The organism is Orrella daihaiensis (genome assembly GCF_022811525.1).
In the GTDB taxonomy this organism is placed as follows: domain Bacteria; phylum Pseudomonadota; class Gammaproteobacteria; order Burkholderiales; family Burkholderiaceae_B; genus Algicoccus; species Algicoccus daihaiensis.
In genome coordinates this window covers 1,859,563-1,872,233 of the sequence record NZ_CP063982.1, presented here as the reverse complement: position 1 = coordinate 1,872,233, position 12,671 = coordinate 1,859,563, and the positions used below count along the sequence as shown (strand labels likewise).

Sequence of the window (12,671 nt, the reverse complement as noted above, 5' to 3'; positions counted from 1 at the left end):
CGGTCGATTTCTAATGAGCGGGTTGCCAGCGTCGGACAAAGATTGGCGAGCGCAGTGTCAGGCTAAGTGCAAATCGAGCTTTGGGCTTCCTCCAAAAATCGATTTGAACCAGTTGGCGCGCAATAACGGGTCTGTAGCTGGCGTGTTTCCAATTGTTCGCCTTTCTCGATTGGTGCAAGATTTGCCCGCCCAGCATCACATTCGCGAGCTTGCCGATATCGAGCAGGATGCAACCGGTGCGGTATGGTACGAGTTCAAAGGTTCAAGTCAGCAAGGTAGGCGACCTAGAGTGTGGTTGAAGGTGCAGGCTGTCGTGACGTTGATATGCCAGCGTTGTCTTGGTGTCATGCCGTTTGTGATTGACGAAACAGTGGAGTTCGAGTTGTTTCCGAATGAGGCCAAAGCCAACGCGTCTGACTCGGTTGACGAAGCAGACCCCGATGCGCCCGAGCCGTTGGTCGCAGACGGCCCGATTGATTTGTTGGGACTCGTAGAGGATCAATTGATTCTTGCGATTCCTTATGTGCCAAAGCACGAAACGTGTGAGCCGGCCAAAACATCCGCTGGCGATCCGGTTGAGCAGGTTAAGCGAGAGTCGCCATTCAAGGTGCTTGAAGGCTTAAAGCGCGATTCGAAGTGATGTTTGGGTCGCAAGTTTGATTTTTACAGGGCTGGATTGACGTACAATCCGGTCTACTATTAGGAGTTATCATGGCTGTCCAGCAAAACAAGAAAACCCCATCGAAGCGTGGCATGCATCGCTCGCACGATTTTTTGACTAATCCACCTACCGCAATTGAGCCCAATACTGGCGAATTGCATCTGCGTCACCACATCAGCCCGAATGGGTTTTATCGTGGTCGCAAGGTTTTGAAGACCAAGTCAGACGAATAAGTCACGATTAATTTACTGCGGGACTCGCTCGATCCCGTCCGTTTTTCGTGACCAAGTCCGTTCGCATCGCTGTTGATTGCATGGGTGGTGACGTTGGGATCCCAGCGACCATCCCTGCCTCCTTGGCTTTCCTCGAAAGAAATCCGCAAGCCTCACTGTTGCTTGTGGGAGACACACCCCAAATTGAAGCTGCGCTAGAGGGCTATAAAGCTCAGTATGCGGGTGCTGATTATTCTCGGGTCGAGATAGAACACGCCAGTGAAGTCGTTGCCATGGACGACCCGGTGGAGGTCGCACTGCGGCGAAAGAAAAACTCCTCCATGCGTGTTGCCATTGAGGCAGTAAAGTCCGGTCAGGCCCAAGCATGTGTTTCGGCTGGTAACACGGGCGCCTTAATGGCTATTTCCCGATACGTACTCAAAACCCTTGAGGGCATCGACCGACCAGCAATTGCCACCGCCATGCCCAACCAGAAAGGTGGCGCCACCACAATGCTCGATCTCGGTGCCAACGTTGATTGCACGGCTGAACATTTGTTGCAATTTGCGATGATGGGTACGGCGCTTGCCCAAACGGCAGATACGGGCCGACTGCCATCAGTAGGGCTGTTGAACATCGGCGAAGAAATCATCAAAGGTAATGAAGTGGTCAAGCAGGCAGCTGAGCTTTTGCGTGCAAGTCCTCTGAATTTTTACGGTAATGTCGAGGGCAACGATATTTTCAAGGGCACCGTTGATGTGGTGGTCTGTGATGGGTTCGTTGGCAACGTGGTTCTCAAATCGGTTGAGGGCTTGGCGCACATGCTGGGCAGCATGATTCGTGAAGAGTTTTATCGTAGTACGCTCACCAAACTGGCTGGTTTGGTTGTCAGACCCGTGCTGAATCGTTTTCGTCGCAGGGTAGACAACCGTCGCTACAATGGCGCGGCTCTTTTGGGGTTGCGTGGCATCGTATTCAAGAGTCACGGATCAGCCGATGACTATGCTTTCCGGCATGCCTTGCAGCGAGCTCACGATGCGGTGCAAGCAGGTGTGCTGGACCGGATTGCCAGTACAGTCGTTGATTTAACGCGCCACCAGACTGGCACGAAGTAGATGGCGATTGCCATATGAGGATCTCATGACAGCTACTGTTCAGTATTCCCGAATCATTGGCACGGGCAGTTACTTGCCTGATGAGATCGTTACGAACAATGATCTTGCCCAAAGGCTTGCCAAAAAGGGTGTAGAGACATCTGATGAATGGATTGTCTCGCGCACGGGGATTAAACAGCGCCACATTGCTGATGACAGCACTAAAACCAGTGACCTTGCGGTCAAAGCCGCTCAAAATGCTCTGGCTAGTGCTGGTAAGACAGCTGCGGACCTTGACCTGATTATCCTTGCCACCTCGACGCCAGACTTTGTGTTTCCCAGCACCGCCTGCATGGTGCAAGCCAAATTGGGTAACCGTGGTGCGGCAGCGTTCGATGTTCAAGCCGTGTGTAGCGGATTCGTCTATGCGTTGACGACCGCGGATAGTTTCATTAAAGCTGGTCGAGCCAGATGCGCTTTAGTGATAGGCGCAGAGGTGTTTTCCCGAATTCTTGATTGGCAGGATCGTGGTACTTGCGTACTTTTTGGTGATGGTGCCGGTGCGGTCGTGCTGCAAGCATCCGATGAGCCTGGCATTCAGGCTGCCCAACTACATGCGGATGGTAGCCTGACCAACATCTTGTGTGTGCCGGGGTCAGTCGCGCACGGTCAGGTCACTGGTGATCCTTTTTTGCGCATGGATGGTCAGGCTGTGTTTAAGCAGGCGGTGTCTGTGCTGGAGCAGTCAGCGCGTGACACGGTGGCCGAGGCTGGCCTTGAGCTCTCTGACATCGATTGGTTAATCCCTCATCAGGCAAATCTGCGAATATTGACTTTTCTGGCAAAAAAACTCGGCGGTTCCATGGACAAGCTCGTGGTCACGGTTGATCAGCATGCCAACACATCTGCAGCGAGCGTGCCACTGGCACTTGATCAGGCTTGTCGTGACGGTCGGATAAAGTCTGGTCATGAGGTGCTGATGCAAGGTGTGGGTGGCGGATTTACCTGGGGTTCTGTGGTTGCGCGTATGTGAGCCTGTCATATCGACTAGCTCAATGCTTGCCTGACTGATGTGCCTCCCGATTTATTTGATATAGGTGAAACAAGAATGAAGTTTGCGTTTGTGTTCCCAGGCCAAGGGTCTCAGACCGTAGGAATGCTAGATGCCTGGTCAGACAATACGGCTGTTCAGACGGTGGTTGACGAGGCCAATGCTGCGCTTGGTGAAGAGTTGGGTGCATTGATTGCTCAGGGGCCTGCAGAGCAGCTTAATCTGACGACCAACACTCAACCTGCCATGTTGACTGCTTCGCTGGCAATCTTGGCCGCTTGGCGGGCAGCGGGTGGCCCTGAGCCTGTGGTGATGGCTGGGCATAGTCTGGGTGAGTATGCTGCGTTAACGGCGGCTGGCGCGCTTGATTTGGCAGACGCTGTTCGCTTGGTGCGTATACGGGCTGACGCCATGCAGGCTGCAGTGCCCGTCGGCACGGGTGCCATGGCCGCGATTTTGGGGCTTGAAGATGATGCCGTCATCGCGGCATGCCAGCAGGCAGAGCAAAATGAGGTAGTCGAAGCGGTCAATTTCAATGCGCCAGCCCAAGTGGTCATCGCTGGTCATAAGGCGGCAGTTGAGCGGGCGATGGAAAACGCCAAGGCTGCAGGCGCCAAAAGAGCTGTGCTGTTGCCAGTTTCGGCGCCGTTTCACTCAAGTCTCCTTAAGCCAGCGGCTACTGTGCTATCGGAAGCATTGGCCAAGATTGAACTGCGAGCACCCAGTGTGCCGGTCATCCACAATGTTGACGTACAGGTGCATCACGAGTCCGCTGCGATTCGTCAAGCGTTGGTAGACCAAGCTTGGCATCCGGTACGCTGGGTGCAAACCATTGAAGCGATGGCCAGTCTGGGCGTCACGCACGTGGTGGAGTGCGGCCCAGGCAAGGTTCTCAGTGGCTTGGTCAAACGTATCTCACCCGAATTAACCGGTATTTCTGTTACTGATCCGGGTTCCATGCAAGCTGCGCTTGATACCCTGAAGACTGGTTAATGGACTTGAGTTCAATCGCTTCCAACGAAATCAACTGCCACACGGAATAGCAACATGGATCTGAAAGACAAAATAGCGTTGGTCACCGGTGCGAGCCGAGGTATTGGCAAAGCAATCGCACATGAATTGGCCAGCCGAGGTGCCAGAGTGATTGGTACAGCAACTAGCGACGGCGGCGCGCAAGGTATCTCAGAGGCACTCGCAGAATTTGCGGGCCGCGGCATTGTGCTCGATGTCAATGAACCACAGCGCATCGCAGCGGTAGTCGATGAGCTTGCCAAAGAGGGTGGTCCCCATATTCTGGTCAACAATGCCGGCATCACCCGGGATACGTTGGCCATGCGCATGAAAGATGAGGATTGGGATGCTGTTTTGCAGACTAATCTGACCAGTGTGTTTCAGTTGTGCCGTGCTGTGATCAAACCCATGATGAAGGCCCGTAGCGGACGAATCATTAACGTCACTTCCGTGGTTGGGTCAAGCGGCAATGCCGGGCAAGCCAACTATGCCGCAGCCAAAGCCGGTGTTGCTGGCATGACGCGGGCGCTAGCTAGAGAGCTTGGGAGTCGCAATATCACAGTCAACTGCGTGGCACCTGGTTTTATTGAAACTGATATGACCCGCGCACTGTCTGCTGAGCAGACCTCAGGCTTGTTGGGTCAGATTCCGCTCGGACGGCTGGGCGCACCAGCGGACATCGCCTTTGCAGTAGCATTTCTGGCATCAGATCAGGCAGAGTACATTACGGGTACCACTTTGCACGTAAATGGTGGCATGTACATGTCGTAAACCCGTTTTGGGCTACGCTTGGCTATAATTCAGAAGATTTTTTCCCCACTGGAGATTTGAATGGAAAGCATCGAACAGCGCGTCAAGAAAATCGTCGCTGAACAACTTGGCGTTAATGAAGCCGAGATCAAGAACGAATCCTCATTTCTTGACGACCTCGGCGCGGACTCACTCGACATGGTCGAACTGGTGATGGCGCTAGAGGACGAGTTCGAGACCGAGATTCCCGACGAGGAAGCCGAAAAGATCACCACGGTCAAGCAAGCCATCGATTACATCGAATCGAACTCGAAGTAATTGAACCGAAGCAGTTTCGGTTAAGTTTGCTGGTTGCGTGCTTCGCTGCACGCGACCTCGGCGGTCGGGAAAGCTAGTAGCGGGCGGGCAGACTGTTTGTCTGACCGTTTCTGTTAGCGAACTCGGCCGCTTTTGTTGTCAAATATCAGGAGCGACTCTTGAAAAGACGAGTAGTGATCACTGGCTTGGGCATTGTGAGCCCCGTGGGCAATGATATTGCCACCGCTTGGGACAACGTAGTCAACGGGCGTAGTGGCATTGGAAGAATCACTCGATTCGATCCGTCTGAATTGAATTCTCACATAGCGGGAGAGGTCAAAGACTTCGACGTCACGACCTACCTGCCAGCCAAAGAAGCACGTCAGATGGATACCTTTATCCACTATGGTATTGCAGCTGGTGTTCAGGCGTGGAAGGACTCGGGTCTCGAAATTAGCGAGCTCAATGCTGACCGTTTCGGCGTCATTGTGGGGTCTGGTATCGGTGGTCTTCAGCGAATTGAGGAAACTCAGAAAGAGTATCTCGAGCGTGGCGCGCGCCGCATTTCGCCGTTTTTTGTGCCGGCTTCGCTGATTAATCTCGTCTCGGGGCAGCTGTCAATCATGCTCGGTCTTAAGGGGCCTTCTTATGCGGTTGTTTCAGCGTGTACGACGGGTTTGCATTCAATAGGTGATGCAGGGCGTCTAATTGAATATGGCGATGCCGATGTCATGTTGGCTGGCGGCACAGAATCAACGGTTACACCGTTGGGTGTTGGGGGCTTTGCGGCCATGAGGGCATTGTCCACGCGAAACGATGACCCGAAAACCGCATCGCGCCCATGGGATGTGGATCGTGATGGGTTTGTGCTCGGTGAGGGCGCTGGTGTCATGGTGCTTGAAGAATATGAGCATGCCAAAAAGCGTGGTGCCAAGATTTACGGTGAACTAGCAGGCTATGGCATGAGTTCGGATGCTCACCACATCACTGCGCCTGACCAGGACGGTCCACGCCGCGGTATGCTGGCCGCCTTACGAAATGGCGGAATCAACCCTGACTCAGTAAATTACGTCAATGCCCACGGTACTTCCACGCCGCTTGGCGACAAGAACGAAACGCTGGCATTGAAGCTTGCTTTTGGGGAGCATGCCAAGAAGTTGGTGGTTAACTCTACCAAGTCCATGACTGGTCACTTGCTTGGGGCTGCCGGGGGTATCGAGGCGGTCTTTACCACGTTGGCAGTCCATCATCAGGTCTCTCCACCCACCATTAATATTTTTAATCAAGATCCCGAATGTGATCTGGATTATTGTGCTAACGAGGCACGCCCGATGCAGATCGAAGTGGCCTTGTCGAACTCGTTTGGGTTTGGAGGCACCAACGGGTCGATGGTCGTACGTCGGGTTTGATGCAGAACGCAGCAGCTGAAACCATTACAGTCCAATGGCGGCCTTGCGCCACCCCTCTAGTTGCTCGCATTGTGCAGGCGATTTTGGTTTCAGCGGCAATCGCGGTTGTATTTCAATCACTGGTCAATCTCGCCATCGACACTGCGGCGATGGTTTTGCACATAACGTGTTTTGTGGCAGTTTTCCCTTTGGTCTGGAAATGGAGACTCTACTCGCGTCTGGAGGGGGATTGTCACCGGCACTTTCGTGGCGTGCGCTTTACGTCAGAGCTCATCGAGGGCGAGCTTCAAAGCGGTGACCGCTCTATTGGTCTACAGATTGAAGAGGTTGGGCAGTTCTGGACCGCAATGGTGCTGAGGCTCAGACCGATTGATACGCAGTCTGGTGTCAGGGCTGATAAGGCATTTGATGTCTTAGTGTGGAAACAAGGGCAAAATAAAGAAGAATTTAGAAAAATTGCCCTCTTGGCTCTTTGGCATGCGCGGAGAGGCACATGAGTGAGCGCGAAGCAGACGCCCAGCTAGTGGCACGTGTGCAGCAGGGCGATAAGCAGGCATTTGACTTGCTGGTCGTGAAGTACCAGCGCAAAATCCAGCGCTTGCTCTCCAGAATGTTGCGTGATCAATCGGATATTGATGACGTGATGCAAGAGGCCTTTATAAAGGCCTATCGGGCTTTGCCGCAGTTTCGGGGTGAAAGTGCTTTCTATACCTGGCTCTATCGCATTGCGATCAACACGGCACGCAACTGGATCACCTCCCAAGGGCGCCGCCCAAGTAGCCCAAGCCTAAATCAAACCGATGATGGTGAAACTTTTGATGAAATTGACAACCTAACAGACAACAACACCCCGGAGTCGGTGCTGGCAAGTCACGAAATTGCCAATACGGTTAACGCAGTGATTGAACAGCTGCCGGTGGAGTTGCGCACCGCCATCGTCCTTAGGGAGATCGATGGTTTGAGTTACGAGGAAATTGCCGAGACAATGGATTGCCCTATTGGAACGGTGAGATCCAGGATTTTTAGGGCGCGAGAAGCGATTGCGGCTAAGTTGCGTCCGATGTTGGACACCCACGGTGATAGGCGCTGGTGAGGAATGGTGATGAATTCTGCTGAACATAAAACGGCATGGCATGACGAGGATGAGGAATCGACCGCCGGGTTGGCTCAGTCTTTATCTGCCGTCATGGATGGTGAAGCTGACCTTCAAGGCGTCAAACTCGACTCTCACGAGGCGCTAGAGTGCTGGGCCACCTACCATTTAATTGGCGATGCGTTGCGTGAACCGTCGGCTACATTGCCTGTGTCGGCCGAGTTTGCTGCCCGCATGTCTGCTGCGCTGGCTAGAGAGGTCACGCATGGGGCTGGTGCGTTGCCTTTGGCTCAGCCAAGACCTTCACTCAGGTCTTCAGGGCGGTGGCGACAGGCTGTATTAGCCTGGCCCTCTCTGGCAGTGGCCGCCGCGGTTGCATCGGTTGTCTGGGTCGCTCAGCCCCTGTTCGAGCTTGAACAGGGGGCGCAGCCAGCAATGGTAGTGGCAAATGAGCCGACTACCACCGCAGCACGAATTGTTGAGCAGGCCAGGCCAGAGTCTGACTACGTATCCGCACACCGTCAGATGGCTGGCCCGATTGCGGTGCGTCAGGTAGCGTTCGCCCCCGGAGTGGATTGATGTTACGTCTAGTTCGCTTCTTATCTGGGCTGAGTTTGGCAATGCTCGTTGGTTTTGCCTGGCCTACGCTTGCACTAGCGCAACAATCGGGCGTTGTGCTTGACGCACCTGATTTGCTGCAACGTGTGCAGCAAGCCGCCAAGACACAAAACTATCAAGGTATTTTTGCCCATCAGCGCAACGGTGAAATGCGCTCGTTCAGGGTTACGCATCGATATGCCGATGGCCAAGAGTTTGAACGGTTGGAAGTACTTAGTGATAGTCCTCGTGAATATCTGCGGCACAACGACAGGGTGCAATGTCTGATTCCCGATCAGAAGCTGATTGTCTCTGAGCAGCAGCGTCAGGAGCGTTTCCCTGCCTTGCTAATGGGTTCGGTCAGTGATTTAAGTCAGTACTATGACTTCGTGTTGCAGCCGCGCAAGGCCAGGGTCGCAGGACGTCAATGTCATCGGATCAGCATTGTTCCCAAGGACAATCATCGATCCCGTTATGAACTTTGCGTTGATGCGCAGACCGGGCTTTTGCTGGAAGCGCTGATGTACGACGAGCAAGGGGCAGTGCGTGAACACATCGCATTCACACAACTGGAAGTCGGTAAGCCAATCGAGCAAGCAGCACTGACGCCCGGTTGGACAACTGATGGTTGGCGTGTGGTTGAGCCAAGCAATAACAACATAGACTTGAAGGCCATGGGTTGGTTCTATCGTGAGCCGCCGGGCTATCGCTCCGTTGTGCAGGTTGAGCGTCAGTTTCGTGATGGACGCCGGGTCAGTCACCTGATTTTGACTGATGGTTTGGCCACGATCTCAATTTTTATTGAACCTTATCAGCAGAATTTGTCTCACCATCAGATGAGCGGTGCGAGCCGTTCTGGGGCAGTAAACCTCTTTGGCAAGCGTCACCAGGATTTTTGGGTGATGGTGGCCGGTGAGGCCCCGGCTTTGACAGTTCGGCAGCTCGCTCAATCCATTATTCGGACCGGTGCTCTGCACACCAGATAGTGACACTAAAACACAAGCGATGCTAAACACGGAGTCATTTATGCATAATCGCGTCACCGCTCAAAATACCAAGCAAGATATGCAATCAATCCAACACAAGCGCCTGTGGCAGCTGATGTTTTTGACATTGATGGCGCTGCTGCTTTGGCAGATCAGCCCAGTTGCAAAAGCAAACACGGTAGGACTGCCCGACTTCACGTCGATCGTGGAAAAAGCCGAACCCGCCGTTGTCAATATTCGGACGACAGCGACGGTCAGTTCCAACGGCTCATCGGGTGGTCGCGATCCGTACGAAATGTTTCGCTGGTTCTTTGGGCCTGATTTTCAGCCGCCAGGTGGGGGTGGCAATGACCAGGCACCACAGCAGCGTCGAGGTAACCCTGAACCGCAAGAGCGCACTGTACCGCGCGGTGTCGGATCAGGATTTTTCATTAGCGCCGATGGCTACATCCTCACCAATCATCACGTGATTGATGATGCATCGGAGATTTTTGTGACTCTGACCGATGGTACGGAATACAAAGCCAAGGTGATCGGTAGCGACGAACGCACGGATGTCGCTTTATTAAAAATCGATGCACAGGACATGGCCACATTGCCTATTGGCACTGCGGCAGATCTTAAAAAGGGGCAATGGGTTCTTGCCATTGGTTCGCCGTTTGGTCTGGAGTCAACAGTCACCTCTGGCATCGTGAGTGCGATTGGTCGGGAGACGGGTGATTACCTGCCATTTATTCAGACCGATGTGGCGGTCAATCCGGGTAATTCGGGTGGCCCCTTACTCGATCTTGACGGTGAAGTGGTTGGTATCAACGCTCAAATTGTCTCGCGCAGCGGCGGTTTCATGGGTATTTCGCTTGCGATCCCGATCGACGAGGCAATGGAGGTCGCTCAGCAACTGCGCGAAAACGGCAAAGTCACTCGGGGTCGTATTGGTGTCCAGATCGGCGAGGTGAGCAAGGACGTGGCCCAAGCCAGTGGGTTGGATAGCGCAGCCGGTGCGATGGTGAGCCGCGTGGTGCCTGATGGTCCTGCTGAGCAGGCTGGGGTTGAGCCCGGCGACATCATTCTTGAATTTGACGGAAAGAAAATCGAGAAGTGGTCGGATTTGCCCCGTGTGGTCGGTTCAACTGCACCAGGAACCAAAGCCAAGATGAACGTGTGGCGCAAGGGCAAGCCAGTGTCTCTGGACATCACCGTAGGCGAGATGCCATCAGCCCAGCCAGTGGCGGCTGCAGCCCAGCCTGCCGAGCCCAAGGCGCAAGGTGAAACGGCGCTGGGTATTACAGTGGTGTCCTTGACCGACGATGAGAAGAAAGAGTTTCGGATTAACCATGGCGTTAAGGTTACGGCTGTCGAGGGTGCTGGCGAGGTTGCTGGCTTGACCCCTGGTGACGTGATCCTGACGGTTGACAATACCGACGTTAGTTCGCCCAAACAATTCGTGGAGCTTGCTCAGAAGGCGCAAGCGGGCAAGCCACTAGGTATGATGGTGCAGCGCAACGGTCAAGCGCAGTGGCTTTTAGTGCGTCCGGCGAAGAAGTAACCGTCTTGAGGCTAAAATAAGCGCTCAATAGATGCGCGAAGACAAGGGGGCGATCTGCGCCCCCTTTGTCTTGGCCGTAAAGCCAGCGGCCAAACCAACCGGCTCAACCCAGGCAAACTAACTTCTCGCAGGTCTCATGCAGCATATTCGTAATTTCTCGATCATTGCCCATATTGATCATGGCAAATCAACTTTGGCCGACCGACTCATCCATCGATGCGGTGGCTTGGCCGACCGTGAGATGAGCGCCCAGGTTCTCGATTCCATGGACATCGAACGCGAGCGGGGTATTACCATCAAGGCCCAAACCGCCTCTTTGCTGTATCGCGCTGCCGATGGTCAGGAGTATCAGCTTAATTTGATCGATACCCCGGGTCATGTGGACTTCTCCTATGAAGTGAGCCGCTCTTTGTCGGCTTGTGAGGGTGCCTTGTTGGTGGTTGATGCATCTCAGGGCGTAGAGGCACAAACCGTGGCTAATTGCTACACCGCCATTGAGCTCGGTGTAGAGGTGGTGCCAGTGCTTAATAAAATGGATCTGCCTCAAGCAGATCCGGATGGCGCGCGTGCTGAGATAGAGGATGTGATTGGATTGGATGCCAGTGATGCAGTGGCCGCGAGCGCTAAAACCGGCATGGGAATTGATGAAATCCTCGAAGCAATCGTTGCCAAGGTGCCGCCTCCCAAAGGTGACCCCAGTGCGCCGCTGCAGGCACTGATCATTGACTCCTGGTTTGATAATTACGTCGGTGTCGTCATGTTGATACGAGTGGTCAACGGTACGATTCGACCCAAGGATAAGTTGCGGTTCATGGCCACCGGTGCGGTTCATCCCTGCGAACAAATCGGTGTGTTTACGCCCAAATCATTGCCCAGAACCGAGCTGTCAGCCGGGCAGGTGGGCTTTTTGATTGCGGGGATCAAAGAGCTAAAAGACGCTAAAGTGGGTGATACGGTCACACTGGTCAACCAGCCTGCTGATGCGCCTTTGCCAGGCTTTAAAGAGGTCAAGCCACAGGTATTTGCCGGACTGTATCCGGTTGAAAGTAGTGAATACGATCAGTTGCGAGACTCGCTCGAGAAGTTGAAGCTAAACGATGCTGCGCTGATGTTTGAGCCTGAAGTGTCTCAAGCACTTGGTTTTGGTTTTCGGTGCGGATTTCTGGGGCTTTTGCACATGGAGATTGTGCAAGAGCGTCTTGAGCGCGAGTTTGATATGGACATCATCACCACCGCGCCATCGGTGGTGTACAAGGTGGAACTCAATGATGGCGAGGTCATGGATATCGAAAGTCCATCACGCATGCCCGAAATCGCCAAGATTCGTGAAATACGCGAGCCGATTGTGCTGGTGACCCTGTTCATGCCACAAGACTATGTCGGACCGGTCATGACGCTTTGCAACAACAAGCGAGGCGTTCAGCTCGATATGAGCTATCACGGTCGTCAGGTTCATCTGCAGTATGAAATCCCGCTAGCCGAGATCGTGCTCGATTTCTTTGACAAGTTGAAATCAGTTTCTCGAGGTTATGCGTCAATGGATTACGAATTTCGAGAATACCGTGCGGCCGATGTGGTGAAGGTGGACGTTTTGATTAACGGTGACCGCGTGGATGCGTTATCGACCATTTGTCATCGATCAAATGCCCGTTACCGTGGGCGCGAGATGGTTGGCAAGATGCGAGAACTCATCCCGCGACAAATGTATGACGTGGCGATTCAGGCGGCAATTGGTGCTGAGGTCATCGCCCGGGAGAACGTAAAGGCCTTGCGTAAAAATGTGCTGGCAAAGTGTTACGGTGGCGACATTACCCGTAAGAAAAAGCTGCTGGAAAAACAAAAGGCAGGCAAACGGCGTATGAAGCAAGTTGGGAGCGTGGAGATTCCGCAGGAGGCATTTTTAGCGATCCTTCAGGTTGAGGACAAGTGATGGCATTTCGCTGGTTACTTCTCGGTCAAAGGCG

14 protein-coding genes are annotated in these 12,671 nt (G+C 53.6%); all 14 read left to right on the top strand.

Going from position 1 to position 12,671, the window contains the following annotated elements; genetic code table 11:
* Positions 1-13: 13 nt before the first annotated feature.
* The 14 genes from DHf2319_RS08680 to lepA all read left to right on the top strand — a co-directional run bounded on the left by DHf2319_RS08680 (position 14) and on the right by lepA (position 12,637).
* Entirely contained in the window at positions 14-640 is a 627-nt protein-coding gene (locus tag DHf2319_RS08680; RefSeq protein ID WP_243477822.1) for a YceD family protein, read from the top strand.
* Positions 641-711: 71 nt separating this feature from the next.
* Positions 712-894 carry a 50S ribosomal protein L32 gene (gene rpmF, locus DHf2319_RS08675; RefSeq protein ID WP_243477821.1) on the top strand — a complete coding sequence of 61 codons (183 nt, stop codon included), beginning with the start codon at positions 712-714 and terminating at the stop codon, positions 892-894.
* A gap of 47 nt (positions 895-941) precedes the next feature.
* Positions 942-1,988, top strand: coding sequence for a phosphate acyltransferase PlsX (plsX, locus tag DHf2319_RS08670; RefSeq protein ID WP_256462155.1), 1,047 nt, complete (start codon positions 942-944; stop codon positions 1,986-1,988).
* A 25-nt stretch (positions 1,989-2,013) separates the two neighbouring features.
* Positions 2,014-3,000, top strand: coding sequence for a beta-ketoacyl-ACP synthase III (locus DHf2319_RS08665; RefSeq protein ID WP_243477820.1), 987 nt, complete (start codon positions 2,014-2,016; stop codon positions 2,998-3,000).
* A gap of 75 nt (positions 3,001-3,075) precedes the next feature.
* Positions 3,076-4,011, top strand: coding sequence for an ACP S-malonyltransferase (gene fabD, locus DHf2319_RS08660; RefSeq protein ID WP_243477819.1), 936 nt, complete (start codon positions 3,076-3,078; stop codon positions 4,009-4,011).
* A 54-nt stretch (positions 4,012-4,065) separates the two neighbouring features.
* Entirely contained in the window at positions 4,066-4,800 is a 735-nt protein-coding gene (gene fabG / locus DHf2319_RS08655; RefSeq protein WP_243477818.1) for a 3-oxoacyl-ACP reductase FabG, read from the top strand.
* Between the two features lie 60 nt (positions 4,801-4,860).
* Positions 4,861-5,097, top strand: coding sequence for an acyl carrier protein (acpP, locus tag DHf2319_RS08650; protein WP_243477817.1), 237 nt, complete (start codon positions 4,861-4,863; stop codon positions 5,095-5,097).
* Positions 5,098-5,255: 158 nt separating this feature from the next.
* Entirely contained in the window at positions 5,256-6,485 is a 1,230-nt protein-coding gene (gene fabF / locus DHf2319_RS08645; RefSeq protein WP_243477816.1) for a beta-ketoacyl-ACP synthase II, read from the top strand.
* The gene (locus DHf2319_RS08640) at positions 6,485-6,982 is read left to right on the top strand and encodes a hypothetical protein (RefSeq protein WP_243477815.1); all 498 of its coding nucleotides are present in this window, start codon (positions 6,485-6,487) and stop codon (positions 6,980-6,982) included. The genes fabF and DHf2319_RS08640 overlap by 1 nt, the downstream gene beginning before the upstream one ends.
* Entirely contained in the window at positions 6,979-7,578 is a 600-nt protein-coding gene (rpoE, locus tag DHf2319_RS08635; RefSeq protein ID WP_243477814.1) for an RNA polymerase sigma factor RpoE, read from the top strand. The genes DHf2319_RS08640 and rpoE overlap by 4 nt, the downstream gene beginning before the upstream one ends.
* 9 nt (positions 7,579-7,587) lie before the next feature.
* On the top strand, positions 7,588-8,157 hold the full coding sequence (locus DHf2319_RS08630) for a sigma-E factor negative regulatory protein (protein ID WP_243477813.1): 570 nt from the start codon (positions 7,588-7,590) through the stop codon (positions 8,155-8,157).
* Positions 8,157-9,161, top strand: coding sequence for a MucB/RseB C-terminal domain-containing protein (locus DHf2319_RS08625; protein ID WP_243477812.1), 1,005 nt, complete (start codon positions 8,157-8,159; stop codon positions 9,159-9,161). The genes DHf2319_RS08630 and DHf2319_RS08625 overlap by 1 nt, the downstream gene beginning before the upstream one ends.
* A 115-nt stretch (positions 9,162-9,276) precedes the next feature.
* Positions 9,277-10,707 (top strand): DegQ family serine endoprotease, encoded by a 1,431-nt coding sequence (locus DHf2319_RS08620; RefSeq protein WP_369810246.1) that lies wholly within the window; start codon positions 9,277-9,279, stop codon positions 10,705-10,707.
* A 136-nt stretch (positions 10,708-10,843) separates the two neighbouring features.
* Positions 10,844-12,637 (top strand): translation elongation factor 4, encoded by a 1,794-nt coding sequence (lepA, locus tag DHf2319_RS08615; protein ID WP_243477811.1) that lies wholly within the window; start codon positions 10,844-10,846, stop codon positions 12,635-12,637.
* Positions 12,638-12,671: the final 34 nt, after the last annotated feature.